Here is an 18642-nt window from a genome sequence, read left to right as displayed (position 1 = left end):
AGATGGATGGCTACAAGTAGAACATGGTCTTGGCCAGGAAGACGATGCCCACCATCAGGCCCAGCACCACGCGATGGGTGTGCCGGAAGCGGCAGACGTCCATCTTGCCGCTGCGCATCGCCCACATCGCGTTGATGAACACGCCGAGCACGCCGAACGCCAGCAGCACCTTCAGCAGCAGCCAGTTGCCGAAGCGGCTGCCCACGCAGGACAGGCCGTCGCAACGGATGTCGAACAGCATGAAGCCGCTGGCGAACAGCAGCACCACGATCACCGGCATGAACCGGCGCACGCGCGCCATGATCGACTGTTCGATGCGCTGCATGGTGGCCGTGTCGAACTGCCGATGCAGCGCCTCGACCACCAGCACCTCGAATGCTACCGCGCCGGCGAACACGATGGCGCACGCCAGGTGCACCAGCACGATCCACGGATACCAGGCAACCATGCAGCGTCTCCCGAAGTTTTCCAGGAAGTCTGCTCGCCGGCGGCCACTGCCGCGCTGACATGGATCAGCCGGCGGCGGAGCGGGTCCCTCAGTCGTGCGGCTGCGCAACCACCTTGCGGATCGCCTCCACGAAGCCGGGATCGAGCTTGCCGATCTGCGCGGTGCGGGCGGCGATGCGGCCTTCGGCATCGAGCAGGATCAGTTCGCTCGAGTGGTTGAACTCGCCATCGGGCAGTTGCCGGTACTGCAGGCCGAGCACGCCGGACAACTGGCGCACCTGCGCCGGCTCGGCGCGCGCCAGGGTCCAGATGCGCGGATCGAGCTTGCGCTTCTGCGCGTAGCTCTTCAGCGTGGCCACGCCGTCGCGCGCCGGGTCGAAGCTCACTGCGAGCAGGTCGATCCGTGCGCGCGTGGCCGGGTCCAGCGCATTGCGGGTCAGCCGCAGGCTGTCGATGATCAGCGGGCAGACCATCTGGCACGAGGTGTAGAACATCGTCACCAGCTGCGGGCGGCCGCGTCGATCGGCCAGCGTCTGTCGATGGCCGTCCTGGTCGGTCAGCTGCAGCGGCAGGTTGTACACGGAGTCGCCGGGCAGCGGCGTGGCGGCCCGCGTGCTGCCGAACAGCAGGAGCATCGCGAGCAGGGGCAACAGGCGTTTCATGCATTACCTCACTGGGGCTTCGCGCAACGGAAGCCCATGTTGTTGGTGGTGTCGGCGGCCTTCAGCGCGGACAGCATCGCGATGCGCATCAGCACCGCGTAGTTCTCCTTTTCCTGCAGGCTGATCGCGCCGGCACCGCAGAACTTCAATACGTCGGGGTCGTTCTGGTCGCGGCTGTCGCTGGCCACCAGCAGCGCGTTGAAGTCGTCCACCCACTCCCACACCGGCTGCGTGATGTCGCGCACGCCGTAGGTGTTGGGTGCGCCGCCGATGGCCGGCAGCGGCGCATTGGACGGGCGCGAGTACCAGGCCAGCAGGGTCTCGCGCCAGGCCGGGTCGCTGCGCGCGTCGCGGCGGGTGGCGTCGGCCGCCGCCGCGTACTCCCACTCGTACCAGTTGGGCAGGCGGGCGCCTTCGCTCTCGCAGTAAGCCTGGGCGGCGAACCAGCTGACCCGGGTCACCGGCTGCCTGGGCAGCACCTCGCTGCCCAACGCATCGGCACCGGCCCAGTGGCTGAGATAACGTCGATCGGCCAGGATGCTGGCGACGCGATCGCGCCGCCACTGCGGATGGGCCTTCACGAAGGCCAGGAACTCGGCATTGGTGACCGGCTCGGTGCGCAGGCGGAACGGCGCGACCTGCGCCGCTGCCGCCTTGCCGTCGGCCGGCAGCACGCTGGCGAAGCGGCCCCCCGGCAGGGCGGCATAGTCCGCCGCCGCCGCCGGCAGCGCCAGCATCAGGCCAAGCCAAGCCAGGACCCATCGTGCGCGCATCGTCAGTGCTCCGCTGCGGCCGCGGCGACGACGAGAAACGGTGGACGTGACATGGGCGGTCTCCGTGAGTCCTTGCGCGTCCTAGCCTAGGCGATCGCCCGGCTGCGCCGCTGACTTGGGTCAACCCGAACTCTGTCGGGGCCGCGCTGCGTCACCCTGCCGCGGCCCGCGCTCCGTTCAACCCGGCTTGCCGTCCGCCCGCGGCGTCAGGTAGATCCATGCCGAGCGCAGTACCCACGGCAGGAATGCCAGCAGCCAGCCGTAGGCGGCGATCACCAGCCACAGGTAGACATCCCCACCCAGCTCGGCACGGATGCGCAGCAGCGCCACCAGCTGCAGCAGGCCGAAGCACAGCCAGGCCACCGCGCCCATCTGCAGCGGGCGGCCGGAATGGCCCATGGTGACCCGCGTCACCATGGCCACCAGCATCGAGCCGAAGAAACCGATCGCCAGCGCATGCAGCGGCGCGCGGCCGAGGATCAGATGCCCGCTGGTCGCGTACACCACGTCCTGCACCGCGTACAGCACGAACGCCACCGGCAGCCACGCGAACGCCAGGTGCAGCACGGCCAGGATGCCCGGGCGCATCGCCCGCCACGGTCGCCAGGTCAGCGAATGCCATGCGAACACCAGTGCCAGCGGCACGTCGACCAGCCACAGCCAGCCCAGCGCGACTCGCCATTCCAGCAGCAGGTGCGCCAGCAGCAATGCCCATACCACCGGCATGCTCCAGTCCGGCCGGACCACCTCGTAGCCCTTCACCATGTTGCCGGTGAAGAACGGCAGCATGCGGTGCATCACCGAGAAGTAGATCGGCAGCAGCAGGCCGTAGGTGCCCAGCTTGATCGCCAGCAGCGCGCAATCGGCCGGCGCACCGAACAGGTAGGCCAGGAACACCGCCAGCCCCAGGCAGCCCAGGCTCAACGCCATCAGGCAGGAACGCGCATGGCCCTTGCGCTCGGCCACCGAGGCACGCAGCACCCCGCCCAGTGTCCACACGCCAACCAGGTAGCCGACCAGCATCACGGCGATGCCCAGCTTCAGCAGCCACGGCAGGTCGAGCAGGCCGACGTTCGCCAGCACGTAGCCGCCGAACACGCAGCCGGCCACCGGCAGGTAGCGCGTCTTGGGCAGGTCCGGCCGCCCCAGCCAGCGCGGGAACGTGGTCATCAGGAAGCCGAACATGAACAGCGGGAACAGGCCGTACTGGATCAGCATCGCGTGCGCCCAGCCAGGCGGTATCGACGGCTGCGGCCAGCCGGCCAGACCGAAGCGCATCCAGGTCAGCTCCACCGCCCACCAGGTCATGCTGAGCAACACCGCGACGGTACCGGCCAGGAACAGCGGCCGATGCGGCGCGGAAGCCAGCAGCGCCGTCAGCTGCGCCGGTGCGACCGCTTCCGCCGCGGGAGATCGTGATTCAGCCATGCCGATGCCAACCCGAACGAGAATGATTCACCATGGTGGCAGGTTAGCACCCGCACGGACACTGATCTGTGTCAGCCCCCCGGAGCGCCTCGCGGCGCTCACTCCGGCAGCAGCGCCTGCCCGATCTCGCGCAGCTTCTTCGGATTCAGCAGCTCCAGCTCGCGCCCTTCGATCTCGATCAGCTGCTGGCTACGGAAGCGGCTGAGCACACGGCTGACGGTTTCCGCGGCCAGACGCAGGTAGTTGGCGATGTCGCCGCGCGACATGCTGAGGTGGAAGCGGGTGGCGGAGAAGCCGCGCACGGCGTAGCGGCCGGCCAGGTCCATCAGGAACGCGGCGACGCGCTCGTCGGCGCTGTGGTCGCCGGCGAGCAGGCTGGCGGTGCCCAGCTCCTTGCTCAGCATGCGGAACAGATGCTGCTGCACGGCAGGGATGCGCGAGGCCAGCGCGCTCATCGCGGGGAACGAGAAGCGGCAGAAGTAGGCGGTGTCCAGCGCCACCGCGTCGCACGGGAAATGCTCGGGGTAGATCGCGTTGAGGCCGATCACCTCGCCGGGCAGGTAGAAGCCCAGCACCTGCTCGCGGCCTTCCTTGTCGACCATGCGCGTCTTCACGGTGCCTGCCCGCACGGCGAAGATCGCGCGGAACGGGTCGCCGGTGCGGAAGATGTGCTCGCCGGCGCGGAACGGGCCGACGTGCTCGACCAGGCACTGCAACTCGGCCAGCTCCGGCTTGTCGTAGCCGGCCGCGATGCACGCGCTGGAGAACGCGCAGGTGCCGCAGAAGCGCGTTTCGTCGCCGTCGTCGGCAATCGGGCTGGGCGGCTCGGGCAGACGACCTGCCATGGGCTTGGATTGCATGATGATGATGGGCTGCCGGGTTGGGGCTGCGTGGATCAGATCACGCGCGAATAGCGTGGGGCCTGTGCCGCGTCGTCCAGATAGGCGTCGAAGCACATGGCGATGATACGCAACAGCAGCCGCCCCCGCGAGGTGACCCGGATCTCGCGCGGGTTTTCCGTGACCAGCCCATCCTCGATCAGCGGCAGCAGGCGCTGCCGCTCGCGCGCGAAGTACTCGTCGAACAGCAGCCGGTGGCGCGCACCGAACGCCTGCTTCTCCACGCTGCCGTGGCACATCAATTCGTTGATCAGTTCGCGCCGGATCAAGTCGTCCTCGTCCAGCTGCAGGCCGCGCATCAGCGGCAGACGGCCGGCGTCCAGCGCCGCGTAGTAGCCGATCAGGTCGCGTGCGTTCTGGCTGTAGCTGTCGCCGATGCGGCCGATCGCGCTGACGCCCAGGCCGACGATGTCGCAATCGCCGTGCGTCGAGTAGCCCTGGAAGTTGCGTTGCAGCGTGCCGGCACGCTGCGCCAGCACCAGCTCGTCGCTGGCCTTGGCGAAGTGGTCCATGCCGATGTAGACGTAGCCGGCCGCCGACAGGTGTTCCAGCGCGCGGCCGAACAGCGCCAGCCGGGTGGCCGCGTCGGGCAGGTCGGCGGCCTCGATCTGCCGCTGCGCCTTGAACATTTCCGGCAGGTGCGCGTAGCCGTACACCGCCACCCGGTCCGGGTTCAGCGCCACCACCTGGTCCAGCGTGCGGCTGAAGCCGTCCACGCTCTGGAACGGCAGGCCGTAGATCAGGTCGACGCTGGCCGAGCGGAAACCCGAGGTCCGCGCCGCCTCGATCACCTCGCGGGTCTGCTCGAAGCTCTGGATCCGGTTCACCGCCTTCTGCACCACCGGGTCGAAATCCTGGATGCCCACCGAGAGCCGGTTGAAGCCCAGCTCACCCATGGCGCGGATGTAGGCGGCGTCGGCGAAGCGCGGGTCGATCTCGATGCCGTATTCGCGATCCGCGGCATGGCTGAAGCTGAAATGCCGCGCCAGCGACTCCAGCAGCTCGCCCATGTGCGTGGTGTCGAGGAAGTTCGGCGTGCCGCCGCCGAAGTGCAGCTGGCGCACCGGCCGGTCGCGGTCGAACAGCGGCGCGATCAGCTCGATCTCGCGGTACAGCCGTTCCAGGTAGCGGTCGGCCTGGGTCACGTCGCGGGTGATCACCCGGTTGCAGCCGCAGTAGAAGCACGGGCTCATGCAGAACGGCACGTGCACGTACACCGACAGCGGACGCGGGATCGGCTCCTCGTTGGAAGCGCGGATCACCGCGCGCAACGCCGCCTCGTCGAACTCGGCCTTGAAATGCGGCGCAGTCGGGTAGCTGGTGTAGCGCGGCCCGGCCACGTCGTAGCGGGCGATCAGCGCCGGGTCGAATTCGGGAGGAGTGATGGGAATGGCCATGTTGCCGAGTCTGTCGGGACACCCGCCAGCATGCCTTGATCCGGGTCAATTCGCACGCCGGTCGCGGCGACCTGCCGCAGCGCCGGCGTGGCGGCTCGCGTCATCTCCGGTACGGCTCGACCTGCTGCTCGATGGCGCCGAAAATCGAGGCGCCGGTGGCGTCGGTGACGTCGATCTTCAGGCGGTCGCCGAACTTCAGGAACGGCGTGCTCGGTTGGCCGTCGCGCAGGGTTTCCACCGTGCGCTGCTCGGCCAGGCAGGAGGCACCCTTGCCGGTGTCCTGGTTGGCGATGGTGCCGGAGCCGACGATGGTGCCGGCGGTGAGCGGCCGCGTCTTCGCCACGTGCGCCACCAGTTCGGCAAAGCTGAACTGCATATCGACGCCGCACTCGGCCTCGCCGAACCATTTGTCGTTGAGCCAGGTGCGCATCGGCAGGTGCAGCTTGTCGCCGGCCCACGCTCTGCCCAGCTCGTCCGGCGTCGCCAGCACCGGCGACAGCGCCGAGCGCGGCTTGCTCTGCAGGAAGCCGAAGCCCTTGGCCAGCTCGCCGGGAATCAGCCCGCGCAGGCTCACGTCGTTGACCAGGCCGACCAGCTGGATGTGCGCGGCGGCCTCGCCCGGCGTGACCGCCATCGGCACATCGTCGGTGACCACCACCACCTCGGCTTCCAGGTCGATGCCGTAGTCCTCGCTCGGCACCACCACCGGGTCGCGCGGGCCGAGGAAGCCGGCGCTGGTGGCCTGGTACATCAGCGGGTCGGTGTAGAAGCTGGCCGGTACCTCGGCGCCGCGCGCGCGGCGCACGCGCTCGACATGCGGCAGGTAAGCGCTGCCGTCGACGAACTCGTAGGCACGTGGCAACGGCGAGGCGAGCATGGCCATGTCCAGCGCGAACGCGCCGGTGGCGCGGCCCCCGTTCAGTTCATCCGACAGCGCATTCAGCCGCGGCGCCGCGTTCGACCAGTCGTCCAGCGCCGCCTGCAGCGTCGGCGCGATGCCGTCCGCCGTTACCGCGCGGGAGAGATCGCGGCTGACCACCACCAGCGTGCCGTCGCGGCCGCCTTCCTTGAGAGATCCGAGTTTCATCGTGCCGCCTTGTGCCTGCTGCGTGGAGGGATCGCCGTCACGGCGCGAAGTGCTTGCGGATATCCTGCCAGCATCGGTAGTAGTCGCGCTGCAGTTGCGGCGCCCCCAGCGCCTGCCGGGTGGGGCGGATCACCTTGCGCGTCTCGAACATGAAGGCCATGGTGCCGCCGATCACGTCCGCTTTCGACAGATCCGCGTTCGTGGCCTTCTCGAAGGTGGCCGCGTCCGGGCCGTGGGCACTCATGCAGTTGTGCAGGCTCGCGCCGCCGGGCACGAAGCCCTCGGCCTTTGCGTCGTAGACACCGGTGATCAGGCCCATGAACTCGCTGGCCACGTTGCGGTGGAACCACGGCGGACGGAAGGTGTGCTGCGCCACCAGCCAGCGCGGCGGGAAGATCGCGAAATCCACGTTCGCCGTGCCGGGCGTGTCGCTGGCCGAGGTCAGCACGGTGAAGATGCACGGATCGGGGTGGTCGACGCTGATCGAGCCGATCGTGTTGAAGCGGCGCAGGTCGTACTTGTACGGCGCGTAGTTGCCGTGCCAGGCGACCACGTCCAGCGGCGAGTGGCCGATCGCGGCCGTCCACAGCGTGCCCTGGAACTTCGTCACCAGCTCGAACGCACCCTCGACGTCCTCCCAGGTGGCGTGCGGGGTGAGGAAGTCGCGCGCGTTGGCCAGCCCGTTCGAGCCGATCGGGCCGAGCTCCGGCAGGCGCAGCAGTGCGCCGAAGTTCTCGCAGACGTAGCCGCGCGCGGTTCCGTCGGGCAGCTCGACGCGGAAGCGCACGCCGCGCGGGATCACCGCGATCTCCTGCGGCTCGAGCTCGATCACGCCCAGCTCGGTGGCCAGCTGCAGCCGGCCCTGCTGCGGCACGATCAGCAGCTCGCCGTCGGCGTCGTAGAAGAAGCGGCCCTGCATCGAGCGGTTCGCCGCGTAGAGATGGATGCCGATGCCGCCCTGCTCGGCCGCGCCGCCGTTGCCGGCGATCGTCACCAGGCCGTCGACGAAATCGGTCGGCTGCTCCGGCAGCGGCAGCGGATCCCAGCGCAGCTGGTTCGGCGTGGCCGGTGCCTCGTCGAAGCGGTTGTGGAAGCGCTCGTGCGCCAGCGGCGCGAACGGCTCGTGCACCGCCGCCGGGCGGATCCGGTACAGCCAGCTGCGCCGGTTCAGATGGCGCGGCGCGGTGAACGCGGTGCCGGACAGCTGCTCGGCGTACAGCCCGTGCGTCACGCGCTGCGGCGAGTTCTGGCCGACCGGCAGCACGCCGGGGATCGCCTCGCTGGCGAATTCGTTGCCGAAGCCGGATTGGTAGCCCTTGCCCACGATCGTTGCCATGCACCGCTCCTTCAGAGGAAACCGCGCTTCATCTGGTCGCGTTCGATCGACTCGAACAGCGCCTGGAAATTGCCTTCGCCGAAACCCTCGTTGCCCTTGCGCTGGATGATCTCGAAGAAGATCGGGCCGATCGCGTTCTGGGTGAAGATCTGCAGCAGCTTGCGCTGCTTGGTCTCCGGGTCGGCGTCGATCAGAATCTTGTTTCTGGCCAGCCGCGGCACGTCTTCGCCGTGGTTGGGCACGCGCACGTCGATCACCTCGAAATACGCGTCCGGGGTGTCGAGGAATTCCACCCCGGCGTCGCGCATCGCCTCCACCGTGGCGTAGATGTCGTCGGTGAAGCAGGCGATGTGCTGGATGCCTTCGCCGTGGTAGGCGTCGAGGTACTCGTTGATCTGGCTCTTCGGGTCGCTGGACTCGTTCAGCGGGATGCGCACGATGCCGTCCGGCGCGGTCATCGCCTTGGACACCAGGCCGGTCTTGGCGCCCTTGATGTCGAAGTAGCGGATCTCGCGGAAGTTGAACAGCTTCTCGTAGTAGTCCGACCACTTCTGCATGTTGCCGAAATGCAGGTTGTGGGTGAGGTGGTCGATGAAGGTCAGGCCGAAACCCTTCGGGTTCTGCTCGGCGCCCGGGATCGGCGCGTAGTCGGCGGCGTAGGCGTCGCCCTCGCGCGGCACCAGGTACAGCATGCAGTCGCCGATGCCCTTGACCACCGGCACCCCGATCGCGCGGCTGGCTGGCTTGTGCGTGACCGCCTCGCCGCCGTTGCCGAGCACCCTCGCCTCCACCTCGGCCACCGGCTTGCGGAAACGGATCGCGAAGCCGCAGGCGCTGGGGCCGTGCTGCGCGGCGAAATCGGCGGCGAACGAATCCGGATCCTCGTTGACCAGCAGGTTCACCCCGTTCTGCCGGTAGACGGTGATCGGGCGGGACTTGTGCCGCAGCACGGCGCTGAAGCCCATCCGCCGGAACAGCGCGTGCAGCTCGTGGGCGCGACCGGCCGGGGCGGCAAACTCGACGAACTCGAAGCCGTCGATGCCCATCGGATTCTCGAACGTGGTGACCTGCATGCCAGGGTTGGGTTGGGCGTTCATGGCGCTCTCCTCTGAGTCGGTGCACGATGGCCTCACGCAAGCGTGCCACCGGCAGATTGGTCTTGCGTTATAGTTTCATTTGAAACCATTTGCAAGGATCACCGCCGCAATGCCTGCCAAGCGCTCCCCTGTCCCCGCCACGGCCGAACACGCGCCGCTGCAGCTGGAACACTTCCTGCCGTACCGGCTGTCGATCCTGTCCAACACGATCAGCCAGGCGATCGCCGACGACTACCAGCGCCGCTACGACATCTCGGTGACGGAATGGCGGGTGATGGCCGTGCTGGCGCGCTACGCCGGCCTGTCCGCGCGCGAGGTGGCCGAGCGCACCGCGATGGACAAGGTGGCGGTGAGCCGCGCGCTGGCCCGGCTGGTCGAGGCCGGCCGGGTCGACCGCGCGGTGCACGACAACGACAAGCGCCGCTCGGTGCTCAACCTCAGCAGCGCCGGCTGGGCAATCCACGACGTGGTCGCGCCGATGGCCCGCGCGCGCGAGCGCGAAGTGCTGGCGAAGCTCGATGCGCAGGAGCGGCAGTGGCTGGCGCGCATCCTGGACAAATTGCTTTCCTGAGGGAATCCGGAATCGGGAACGGGAAAGGCGGGCGATGTCCGGCGCGCTGGTTTCGCTTCAACTATTCCCTAGTGCCGGTTCCCTGCCTCACCGCACCCCATGCATCAGCCGGTTGATCAGCGGCGCCAGCAGCAACAGCAACGCGCCCGCGCCAAGCAGCACCCAGAAGCTGAAGGTGAAGCCGGACAGCGCCGAGGCCACCGTCATGCCGCGCTCGCCACTGATCGAACGCGCCACCAGGCCGGAGAAGTCGCCGCCGGCGGCCAGTGACAGGAACCAGCCGCCCATCGCCAAGCCGACCAGGCGCGGCGGCGCCAGCTTGGTCACCATCGACAGCCCGATCGGCGACAGGCACAGCTCGCCCAGTGTCTGCATCACGTAGCACAGCACCAGCGGCCAGAACGGGATCAGCCCGGTCGGGCCAAGCAGTTCCTTCAGCGCATACACCAGCACCACGAAACCCAAGCCGTTGAAGATCAGCCCGAAGCCGAACTTGCGCGGGATCGAGGGCTCGGCGTTGCGGCGCGAAAGCACGGCCCACACCAGCGTCAGCAGCGGCGCAAACAGCAAGATCGCCAGCGGCGTCACCGACTGGAACCAGCCGACCGGGAACGTCCAGCCACCGAACATCTGCCGATCCACCCAGTTTTCCGCCAGGAAGTTGAGCGAGGTGCCGAACTGGAAATAGAAGGTCCAGAACAGCACGCTGAAGCCGAACACGATCAGCATGGCGATCACGCGGTGCAGCTGCACGCGGTCGTGGCGCCGCGCCTCGACGATCAGCGCCGCCGCCACGCCGATGAACAGCGCGCCGAGCAGCCACTGCAGGCCGTCGGCGCCGACATAGGCCAGCAGCGCGTAGATCAGCGGCACCGCCAGTGCCGCGCCGAGCAGCACCCACAGCACGCGCAGGCGGTTCTCCATGCCCGGCAGCGGGCGGCCCACGCCCTTCAAACCACGCCGGCCGAACCAGAACCACAGGAAGCTCAGCAGCATGCCCACGCCGGCGGCGCCGAACACTACGCGGTAGTTCTGCTGCATCGGCGTGTCGGTGAAGTGGGCCGCCATCCAGCCGGTCAGCAGCGGCGCCGCGAAGGCGCCGGCGTTGATGCCCATGTAGAACAGGGTGAAGCCGCGGTCGCGGCGTGGATCGTCGCGGCCGTAGAGCTGGCCCACCATGGTGGAGATGTTCGGCTTGAACAGGCCGTCGCCGGCGATCACCAGCGCCAGTCCCAGCAGCATCGCCGGCTGCTGCGGCAACAGCAGGGTGAACAAGCCGGCGGCCATCACCGCCGCGCCGAGCAGGATCGAGCGCTGGTAGCCGATCACCCGGTCGGCCACGTAGCCGCCGAAGATCGAGGCGGCGTAGATCAGCGCAGTGTAGGCGCCGTAGATGCCGGCGGCCCAGCCCTGACCCGACGCGTCGCCATGGAAGAACTGCGCCACGATGTACAGCACCAGCGCCCAGCTCACGCTGTAGTAGGCGAAGCGCTCCCAGAACTCGGTCATGAACAGCATCCACAACGGACGCGGATGGCCGAGCAGTTGCGGGTAGTCGGGCGTCGTCACGCTATCGCCGGCGCTGCTGGTCTGGCTCATGCAATCCCCTCGTCGGCATGCGTCAGGCCGCCGCAAGCGCCCAGATGTAACCGGGCGCCGGGCATGGCGTCAATGTTTGTGGAGCAGGGAGTGGGGAATAGGGGATAGGGAATCGGAAAAGCGGGCGAGCTTCGCTTTACCCATTCCCGATTCCCTATTCCCGGCTTTCAACGCACCCCGTGCATCAGCCGGTTGATCAGCGGCGCGACCAGGAACAGCACGATGCCGCCGCCGAGCAGGATCCAGAAGCCCATGGTGTAGCCGGACAGCGCCGAGCCCACGGTCATGCCGCTCGCGCCGCTGACGTGGCCGGCGAACAGGCCGGCGAGGTTGTTGCCGATCGCGGTGGACAGGAACCAGCCGCCCATGCCCAGCCCGACCAGCCGCGCCGGCGCCAGCTTGGTCACCATCGACAGGCCGATCGGCGACAGGCACAGCTCGCCGGCGGTCTGCAGCACGTAGCACAGCACCAGCGTCCACAGCGGAATCGTGCCGTCGCTGCCGACCAGCGCGGACAGCGCGTACATCAGTACCGCGAAGCCCAGCGCATTGCCGATCAGGCCCAGGCCGAACTTGCGCGGGATCGACGGCTCGACGCGGCGCTGGTCCAGCCAGCCCCAGGCCAGCGAGATCAGCGGCGCCAGCAGCACGATCGCCACCGGGTTGACCGACTGGAACCAGCCGATCGGGAACTCCCAGCCGCCCAGGTTGCGGTCGACGATGTGCTGCGCCAGGAAGTTGAACGAACTGCCGGCCTGCTCGAAGAACATCCAGAACAGCACGTTGAAGGTGAAGATGATCAGCATCGCGATCACCCGCTGGATCTGCACGCGGCCGGTGCGGATCGCCTCGATCACCAGCATCACGCCCACGCCCAGGAACAGCACGCTCAGCAGCCACTGGATCGCCACCGCGCCGGCCTTGTCCATCAGCAGGTAGACCAGCGGAATCGTCGCCAGCACGCCCAGCACCACGTACAGCATGCGCATGCGACTGGCCTGTTCCGGCGCCGGGCGGCCGACCGGGCCGAGCTGGCGCCGGCCGAACCAGAACCACACCAGGCTGATCAGCATACCCACGCCGGAGGCGGCGAACACCACGTGGTAGTTGTGGTGGCCGGGCGTGCCGAACACCTTGTTGGCGAGGATGCTGGTGAGGATCGGCGCGATCAGCGCACCGGCGTTGATGCCCATGTAGAACAGGGTGAAGCCGCGGTCGCGGCGCGAGTCGCCCTGCACGTAGAGCTGGCCCACCATCGAGGAGATGTTCGGCTTGAACAGGCCGTTGCCGACGATGATGGTGGCCAGGCCGAGCATGAACACCGCATGGTTCGGCACCATCACCATGAACAGGCCGGCCGCCATCACCACCGCGCCGAGCAGGATCGAGCGCTGGTAGCCGAGGATCTTGTCGGCCACGTAGCCGCCGAACACCGCGGTGGCGTAGACCAGCGCCAGGTAGGCGCCGTAGGTGCGGCTGGCGTCCGCCTGGCCGGCGTCGTTGCCGTCGTAGAACTGCGCCACGATGTACAGCGTGAGCGCCCAGCGCATGCCGTAGAACGCGAAGCGCTCCCAGAACTCCGACATGAACAGCATCCACAGCGGGCGCGGGTGGCCCATCAGCTGCGGGTAGTCGGGTATCGGCCTGGCGTCGCCGGCGAGTGTGGTGTGGCCCATGCGTGTCCCCTGCTCCGTCGGTCGATCGAAAAATCTTGCGATGGCCAGATGTAACCGCCGGTCGCGCGATCGTCAAATGCGCCGCAGCACGCGCCACGTCATGTCGCTAGCTGCCCAGCACGGTGCGCACGTCCAGCAGCTCGGGGAAGAATTCCAGGTCGAGCGCCTTCTTCAGGAAGCTCACCCCGGACGAACCGCCGGTGCCGCGGCGGTGGCCGATGATCCGCTCCACCGTCTTCATGTGCCGGAAGCGCCACAGCTGGAAGCTCTCCTCCACGTCCACCAGCTGTTCGCACAGGTGGTACTCCGGCCAGAACTGCGCGCGCTGCTCGTAGATGCGCTTGAGCGCCGGCAGCAGCGCCTCGTTGCGCCGGTAGGCTTCGGTCCAGTCGCGCTGCAGCAGCTCGGCCGGCACCGCGTGGCCGCGGCGCGCCAGGTAGCGCAGGAACTCGTCGTACAGGCTGGGCGCCTCGAGCACCGCGCGCAGCTCGGCCTGCGCGACCGGGTCGTGCGCGAACACCTTCAGCATGCCGGCGTTCTTGTTGCCCAGCATGAACTCGATGGTGCGGTACTGCAGCGACTGGAAACCCGACGACGGCCCCAGCACGCCGCGGAACTCCAGGTACTCCGACGGGGTGAGCGTCTCCAGTACCGCCCACTGCTCGAACAGCTGGCGCTGCACCTGCTTCACCCGCGCCAGTATCTTCAGGCAGGCGTCGACGTCGTCCTGCTTGAGGTGCGCCAGCGCCGCCTTCAGCTCGTGGATCAGCAGCTTCATCCACAGCTCGGACACGTGGTGCTGCACGATGAACAGCATCTCGTCGTGATGCGGCGGCTGGCTCAATGGCTGCTGGGCCGACAGCAAGGTGTCCAGGTGCAGATAGCCGCCATAGGTGATCTGGCCGTTGAGGTCGGTCTGGATGCCCGCCTCGATGTCGCGCTGGTTGTCGCTCATGGTGTTCCGTCACGTGGTCGAAAACGCTCATGGTAACGGCAGCGCGTCGAGCGGCCCCTGATCCGCGGCAAGCGCGCCCGTTCGCCGGCCCGGTCCCGCGCCCCCGTTCGCGCGCAACGCCTGATCCAGGACAGGGTCCGGGCGCCCGCCCGCCGCTACCGTGACCCGGCGCGAAAAGGCCGGCGTGGCGCGGAGCGGCGGCCCGGCGGCGACCGGCGACGGTCGACCCGTACGCCTGCGCATGCTGCGCTGTACCTTGCAGCGCAACATCCCCGCCTGTTATCAAGCGCGGTCTTGTGCGGTCGTTTCGTGCCTCCTGCATCGGAGCCCGGCCACCGCCAGCCCCCTGTCTCTCACCCCCGGAGCGCGTCGTGACCATCGCCGCCAAGTTTGAAATCGAATACCTGCAATACCTCGACGCCGAGGGCAAGCAGGTACGTGATGATCTGCCCGAGTTCGCCAAAGACCTCGACCACATGGTCGAGCTGTACAAGCTGATGCTGTCCACCCGCGTGTTCGACGCCAAGTCGATCGCGCTGCAGCGCACCGGCAAGCTCGGCACCTACGCCAGCTGCCTCGGCCATGAGGCCGCGCACGTCGGCATCGGCAGCGCCATGAAGCCCGAAGACGTGTACGCGCCGAGCTACCGCGAATACGGCGCGCAGCTGTACCGCGGCGTGCAGCCGCGCGAGGTGTACATGTACTGGGGCGGCGACGAGCGCGGCAACGACTACCAGAAAGAACCGGCGCGGCACGACTTCGCCTGGTCGGTGCCGATCGCCACCCAGTGCCTGCATGCGGCCGGCTCCGCGCTGGCGTTCAAGATCCGCGGCGAGAAGCGCGTGGCGGTGGCCACCATCGGCGACGGCGGCTCCTCCAAGGGCGACTTCTACGGCGCCATCAACATGGCCGGCGCGCGCGAGCTGCCGCTGGTGATCGCCATCGTCAACAACCAGTGGGCGATCTCGGTGCCGCGCAAGATCCAGTCCGGCGCGCAGACGCTGGCGCAGAAGGGCATCGCCGCGGGCCTCTACTCGATCCAGGTGGACGGCAACGACATCATCGCCGTGCGCAAGGCGATGGAAGACGCGCTGGAGCGTGCGCGCAACGGCCAGGGCGGCAGCGTGCTGGAACTGGTCACCTACCGCCTCGGCGACCACACCACCGCCGACGACGCACGCCGCTACCGCGGCAAGGACGAGGTCGACGAAGCCTGGGCCAAGGAACCGATGAAGCGCCTGAAGCACTGGCTGGTGGCCAAGGGCGTGTGGGACGACGCCAAGGAAGAAGCCTGGAAGACCGAGTGCGACGAGTGGATGGACAACGAGGTGAACGCCTACCTCGAGACCAAGACCCAGCCGGTCTCGGCGATGTTCGACTACATCTTCGCCGAAGTCCCCGCCGACCTCGCGAAACAGCGCGACTACGTCCTCTCGCTTGAAAACAAGGGTCACTGAGCCATGGCACAAATCACACTCATCGAGGCCGTCACCCAGGCGCTCGCCTACGAAATGGCGCACGACGCATCGGTCGTGGTGCTGGGCGAGGACGTCGGCGTCAATGGCGGCGTGTTCCGCGCCACCCAGGGCCTGCAGGAGAAGTTCGGCGAATGGCGCGTGATCGACACGCCGCTGGACGAAATGACCATCGCCGGCGTCACCGTGGGCATGGCCGTGCAAGGCATGAAGCCGGTGGCCGAGGCACAGTTCGAGGGCTTCATCTATCCGATGATGGAGCACATCGCCTGCCACGCCGCGCGCATGCGCAACCGTACCCGCGGCCGCCTCACCGTGCCGGCCGTGTGGCGCGCGCCGTGGGGCGGCGGCATTCGCGCACCGGAGCATCACTCCGAGGCGAACGAGCACCTGTTCACCAACATCCCCGGCCTGCGCGTGGTGATGCCGTCCTCGCCGGCGCGCGCCTACGGCCTGCTGCTGGCCGCGATCCGCGATCCCGATCCGGTGATCTTCTTCGAGCCCAAGCGGATCTACCGCCAGTACAAGGAAGAGGTGCCGGACGACGGCGAGGCGCTGCCGCTGGACGTGTGCTTCGTGCTGCGCGACGGCACCGACGTGACCCTGGTGACCTGGGGCGCGCAGGTGAAGGAAGCGCTGGAAGCAGCCGACGAGCTGGCCGCCGAAGGCATCAGCGCCGAGGTGATCGACGTGGCCACGCTGACCCCGCTGGACTTCGACACCATCGCCGAGTCGGTGCAGAAGACCGGCCGCTGCGTGATCGTGCACGAGGCGCCGAAGACCGCCGGCTTCGGCGCCGAGATCGCTGCGCGCGTGGCCGAGGAATGCCTGTACGACCTGCTCGCGCCGGTCGAGCGCGTCACCGGCTTCGACACGCACATCCCGCTGTTCCGCCTGGAAATGAAATACCTGCCGAGCGTGGAGCGCGTCGTCGACGCGGCCAAGCGCACGCTGGCGGCGAGCTGACGCCCTTGCTCCTCCCCCTGCTTGCAGGGGGAGGCTGGGAGGGGGTAAAGCTCTTGATCTGAAGTCCGGAACAAAGAGCACCCCACCCCAACCCTCCCCTGCATGCAGGGGAGGGAGCCAAACCAACACATATTCTGGAAATCCGCCCATGGCTGACATCAAGACGTTCTACCTCCCCGACCTCGGCGAAGGCCTGCCCGACGCGACCGTCGTCGAGTGGCACGTGAAGGCGGGCGACAGCATCAAGCTCGACGCGCCGCTGTGCTCGATGGAAACCGCCAAGGCGGTGGTCGACGTGCCCTCGCCGTACACCGGCAAGGTCGTCAAGCTGCACGGCGCGCCCGGCGACATCATCGAGACCGGCGCCGCGCTGGCCGATTTCGAGCCCGACCCGAACGCCAAGCAACGCGCCGAGGCCGAAGCCACCGGCCACCACCACGGCCCGAAGAAGGGCGCGGAAAGGAGCGTCGGCAGCCCCGCGCCGGACGACGCAGGCAACGTGATCGCCTCCGACGAAGGCGGCGAAGTGCAGACCGGCGGCACGGACCGCGAGGACGAAGGCACCGTGGTCGGCGCGATGGTCAGCGGCAACACCGTGCACGTCGAGCAGGCCGCCAGCATCGGCGGCGTGAAGGCGGTGCCGGCGGTGCGCGCGCTGGCGAAGAAGCTCAAGGTCGACCTCACCCGCGTGCGTCCCAGCGGTGCCGACGGCGTGGTGACCATGCAGGACGTGAAGAACGCCGCCGCCAACGGCAGCGCCGCGCTGGGCGCCGCCCCGGCGCGCGCCGTGCCCGCCTCGGCCGGTCGTCATCTGGCACCGGAACTGCCGCAGCCCGGCCATGCTCCACAAGGTCAGCAGCGCGGCCCGGTCTCGCTGGCCGGCAAGCCGGTGCGCACCGCGCCGCCGTCGGTGCAGGCCAGCGGCCAGCCGGAGCAGCTCAAGGGCGTGCGCCGCAACATGGCCCGCGTGATGGCCGATGCGCACGCGCAAGTGGTACCGACCACCCTGGTCGACGACGCCGACCTGCACGGCTGGATCGGCAAGCAGGACATCACCGCGCGCCTGATCCGCGCCATCGTGGCCGCCTGCAAGACGGTGCCGGCGCTGAACGCGTGGTTCGACGGCAAGAACCTCAGCCGCACGCTGCACCCGCAGGTCGACATCGGCATCGCGGTGGACACCGACGACGGCCTGTTCGTGCCGGCACTGCGCAACGCCGACGTGCTCGACGCCGCCGGCGTGCGTGCCGCGATCAAGCGCCTGCGCACGCAGGTCGAGGACCGCAGCATCCCGGCCTCGGAACTGTCCGGCTACACCATCAGTCTCAGCAACTTCGGCATGTTCGCCGGCCGCTACGCCACGCCGGTGGTGGTGCCGCCGACCGTCGCCATCGTCGGCGCCGGCAAGCTCAGCCACGACGTGGTGGCGGTGATCGGCGGCATCGAAGTGCACCGGCGCATGCCGATCAGCCTCACCTTCGACCACCGCGCCGCCACCGGCGGCGAAGCCGCGCGCTTCCTCAAGGCGCTGCTGGACGATCTGGCGCTGCCGAACTGATCGTATCCGCGATCATGCGTTGAACGAACGGGCGCCCAGGCGCCCGTTCGCTTGTCTACGGGACGTCAATCAATAATCACGCACGTCCAGCAGCATGAAGCAACGTGCGACGTAGTCGCCGCCATGCGGCCACGGCACGGCGGTCAGCGCCAGCGTCCCAGCCGTCCACGGTTCATTGTCGAGCAGTGCCTCGCAGCGCGAGTCACCATTCTCGACATGGCTGTGCACCAGTCGCAGCCAGTGCAATTCAGGTGTCAACGCCTCGCGCTTCAGCGCGGCCTCGATCGACGCCAGCGCCTCGGCCGGCATGCTCGCGGCATCCGCACCGCGCACACTGAACGGACCGATGAACACGTCCCACGTGCGCAGCCCGATGTCCCACGCGGCGATCCGCATGCGGCGCTCGTCGGTGACGTACCAGCACGCCGCCAGCAGCACATGGAACACGTTCTGCTCGAACGTGCGCAGCGCGTCGCGGCAGCCGGCGTCGCCGCCGCCCACGCCGGCGAAGCTCTCTTCGATGTAGCGCTCTTCGCTGAGCACCACGTCGACGTCGAGCCGGCCCGGTTCGTCGCTGGCGCCCTCGTGCCAGGCGGCACGGATCGCGGGAAAGTCGCCGTCGGTGACCAGCCAGCCGTCCTCGTCCACCTCCAGCTCCACATCGTGCCGTTCGAACAGCCGCAGCAGGTATTTCTGTAGCGCCGCACTGTCCATCG

17 protein-coding genes are annotated in these 18642 nt (G+C 68.3%); 4 read left to right on the top strand and 13 right to left on the bottom strand.

Annotated elements, in window-relative coordinates:
• Positions 1-10: 10 nt before the first annotated feature.
• From R2APBS1_RS02630 to hppD, 9 genes are all read right to left on the bottom strand, one after another.
• Positions 11-448, bottom strand: a complete 438-nt coding sequence (locus R2APBS1_RS02630; RefSeq protein ID WP_007512546.1) for a CopD family copper resistance protein — start codon at positions 446-448, stop codon at positions 11-13.
• An 88-nt stretch (positions 449-536) separates the two neighbouring features.
• The gene (locus R2APBS1_RS02625; RefSeq protein ID WP_007512548.1) at positions 537-1109 is read right to left on the bottom strand and encodes an SCO family protein; all 573 of its coding nucleotides are present in this window, start codon (positions 1107-1109) and stop codon (positions 537-539) included.
• Positions 1110-1117: 8 nt separating this feature from the next.
• Positions 1118-1882, bottom strand: coding sequence for a formylglycine-generating enzyme family protein (locus R2APBS1_RS02620; RefSeq protein ID WP_015446765.1), 765 nt, complete (start codon positions 1880-1882; stop codon positions 1118-1120).
• Between the two features lie 177 nt (positions 1883-2059).
• Entirely contained in the window at positions 2060-3310 is a 1251-nt protein-coding gene (locus R2APBS1_RS02615) for an NnrS family protein (protein ID WP_015446764.1), read from the bottom strand.
• Positions 3311-3408: 98 nt separating this feature from the next.
• Entirely contained in the window at positions 3409-4170 is a 762-nt protein-coding gene (locus R2APBS1_RS02610; RefSeq protein WP_015446763.1) for a helix-turn-helix domain-containing protein, read from the bottom strand.
• A 35-nt stretch (positions 4171-4205) separates the two neighbouring features.
• The gene (gene hemN / locus R2APBS1_RS02605) at positions 4206-5606 is read right to left on the bottom strand and encodes an oxygen-independent coproporphyrinogen III oxidase (RefSeq protein WP_015446762.1); all 1401 of its coding nucleotides are present in this window, start codon (positions 5604-5606) and stop codon (positions 4206-4208) included.
• 100 nt (positions 5607-5706) lie between these two features.
• Complete coding sequence (locus R2APBS1_RS02600) at positions 5707-6693, bottom strand: fumarylacetoacetate hydrolase family protein (RefSeq protein ID WP_015446761.1); 987 nt, start codon at positions 6691-6693, stop codon at positions 5707-5709.
• 37 nt (positions 6694-6730) lie between these two features.
• Entirely contained in the window at positions 6731-8029 is a 1299-nt protein-coding gene (hmgA, locus tag R2APBS1_RS02595) for a homogentisate 1,2-dioxygenase (RefSeq protein WP_015446760.1), read from the bottom strand.
• 11 nt (positions 8030-8040) lie between these two features.
• On the bottom strand, positions 8041-9126 hold the full coding sequence (hppD, locus tag R2APBS1_RS02590; protein WP_015446759.1) for a 4-hydroxyphenylpyruvate dioxygenase: 1086 nt from the start codon (positions 9124-9126) through the stop codon (positions 8041-8043).
• Positions 9127-9235: 109 nt separating this feature from the next.
• Between hppD and R2APBS1_RS02585 the strand changes: the two genes are divergently transcribed.
• Positions 9236-9697 carry a MarR family winged helix-turn-helix transcriptional regulator gene (locus R2APBS1_RS02585; protein ID WP_015446758.1) on the top strand — a complete coding sequence of 154 codons (462 nt, stop codon included), beginning with the start codon at positions 9236-9238 and terminating at the stop codon, positions 9695-9697.
• 87 nt (positions 9698-9784) lie between these two features.
• On the opposite strand, the gene R2APBS1_RS02580 is transcribed toward R2APBS1_RS02585, so the two are convergent.
• The 3 genes from R2APBS1_RS02580 to R2APBS1_RS02570 form a co-directional block, all read right to left on the bottom strand.
• Positions 9785-11296, bottom strand: a complete 1512-nt coding sequence (locus R2APBS1_RS02580) for a peptide MFS transporter (protein WP_015446757.1) — start codon at positions 11294-11296, stop codon at positions 9785-9787.
• Between the two features lie 167 nt (positions 11297-11463).
• A complete protein-coding gene (locus tag R2APBS1_RS02575) occupies positions 11464-12972 on the bottom strand; it encodes a peptide MFS transporter (protein WP_015446756.1) in 1509 nt (502 codons plus the stop codon).
• Positions 12973-13078: 106 nt separating this feature from the next.
• Entirely contained in the window at positions 13079-13927 is an 849-nt protein-coding gene (locus tag R2APBS1_RS02570; RefSeq protein WP_015446755.1) for a tryptophan 2,3-dioxygenase, read from the bottom strand.
• Between the two features lie 371 nt (positions 13928-14298).
• Between R2APBS1_RS02570 and pdhA the strand changes: the two genes are divergently transcribed.
• The 3 genes from pdhA to R2APBS1_RS02555 all read left to right on the top strand — a co-directional run bounded on the left by pdhA (position 14299) and on the right by R2APBS1_RS02555 (position 17926).
• Positions 14299-15384 (top strand): pyruvate dehydrogenase (acetyl-transferring) E1 component subunit alpha, encoded by a 1086-nt coding sequence (pdhA, locus tag R2APBS1_RS02565; protein WP_015446754.1) that lies wholly within the window; start codon positions 14299-14301, stop codon positions 15382-15384.
• 3 nt (positions 15385-15387) lie between these two features.
• Positions 15388-16368, top strand: a complete 981-nt coding sequence (locus R2APBS1_RS02560; protein WP_007512574.1) for an alpha-ketoacid dehydrogenase subunit beta — start codon at positions 15388-15390, stop codon at positions 16366-16368.
• Positions 16369-16516: 148 nt separating this feature from the next.
• Complete coding sequence (locus tag R2APBS1_RS02555) at positions 16517-17926, top strand: dihydrolipoamide acetyltransferase family protein (protein WP_015446753.1); 1410 nt, start codon at positions 16517-16519, stop codon at positions 17924-17926.
• Between the two features lie 69 nt (positions 17927-17995).
• Here R2APBS1_RS02555 and R2APBS1_RS02550 read toward each other — a convergent pair whose 3' ends face one another.
• Positions 17996-18640, bottom strand: coding sequence for a DUF6348 family protein (locus R2APBS1_RS02550; RefSeq protein ID WP_015446752.1), 645 nt, complete (start codon positions 18638-18640; stop codon positions 17996-17998).
• Positions 18641-18642: the final 2 nt, after the last annotated feature.

Source organism: Rhodanobacter denitrificans, assembly GCF_000230695.2.
Lineage (GTDB): Bacteria > Pseudomonadota > Gammaproteobacteria > Xanthomonadales > Rhodanobacteraceae > Rhodanobacter > Rhodanobacter denitrificans.
The sequence above is the reverse complement of the archived record's forward strand: the minus strand, read 5'-3'. Positions and strand labels throughout refer to the sequence as shown.

Coding starts and splice junctions, on each gene's coding strand:
- R2APBS1_RS02625 (WP_007512548.1), bottom strand. CDS start 1,109: ATGAAACGCCTGTTGCCCCTGCTCGCGATGCTCCTGCTGTTCGGCAGC.
- R2APBS1_RS02615 (WP_015446764.1), bottom strand. CDS start 3,310: ATGGCTGAATCACGATCTCCCGCGGCGGAAGCGGTCGCACCGGCGCAG.
- R2APBS1_RS02555 (WP_015446753.1), top strand. CDS start 16,517: ATGGCTGACATCAAGACGTTCTACCTCCCCGACCTCGGCGAAGGCCTG.
- hppD (WP_015446759.1), bottom strand. CDS start 9,126: ATGAACGCCCAACCCAACCCTGGCATGCAGGTCACCACGTTCGAGAAT.
- R2APBS1_RS02560 (WP_007512574.1), top strand. CDS start 15,388: ATGGCACAAATCACACTCATCGAGGCCGTCACCCAGGCGCTCGCCTAC.
- R2APBS1_RS02550 (WP_015446752.1), bottom strand. CDS start 18,640: ATGGACAGTGCGGCGCTACAGAAATACCTGCTGCGGCTGTTCGAACGG.
- R2APBS1_RS02570 (WP_015446755.1), bottom strand. CDS start 13,927: ATGAGCGACAACCAGCGCGACATCGAGGCGGGCATCCAGACCGACCTC.
- R2APBS1_RS02600 (WP_015446761.1), bottom strand. CDS start 6,693: ATGAAACTCGGATCTCTCAAGGAAGGCGGCCGCGACGGCACGCTGGTG.
- R2APBS1_RS02620 (WP_015446765.1), bottom strand. CDS start 1,882: ATGCGCGCACGATGGGTCCTGGCTTGGCTTGGCCTGATGCTGGCGCTG.
- R2APBS1_RS02585 (WP_015446758.1), top strand. CDS start 9,236: ATGCCTGCCAAGCGCTCCCCTGTCCCCGCCACGGCCGAACACGCGCCG.
- R2APBS1_RS02575 (WP_015446756.1), bottom strand. CDS start 12,972: ATGGGCCACACCACACTCGCCGGCGACGCCAGGCCGATACCCGACTAC.
- R2APBS1_RS02580 (WP_015446757.1), bottom strand. CDS start 11,296: ATGAGCCAGACCAGCAGCGCCGGCGATAGCGTGACGACGCCCGACTAC.
- R2APBS1_RS02610 (WP_015446763.1), bottom strand. CDS start 4,170: ATGCAATCCAAGCCCATGGCAGGTCGTCTGCCCGAGCCGCCCAGCCCG.
- hmgA (WP_015446760.1), bottom strand. CDS start 8,029: ATGGCAACGATCGTGGGCAAGGGCTACCAATCCGGCTTCGGCAACGAA.
- hemN (WP_015446762.1), bottom strand. CDS start 5,606: ATGGCCATTCCCATCACTCCTCCCGAATTCGACCCGGCGCTGATCGCC.
- R2APBS1_RS02630 (WP_007512546.1), bottom strand. CDS start 448: ATGGTTGCCTGGTATCCGTGGATCGTGCTGGTGCACCTGGCGTGCGCC.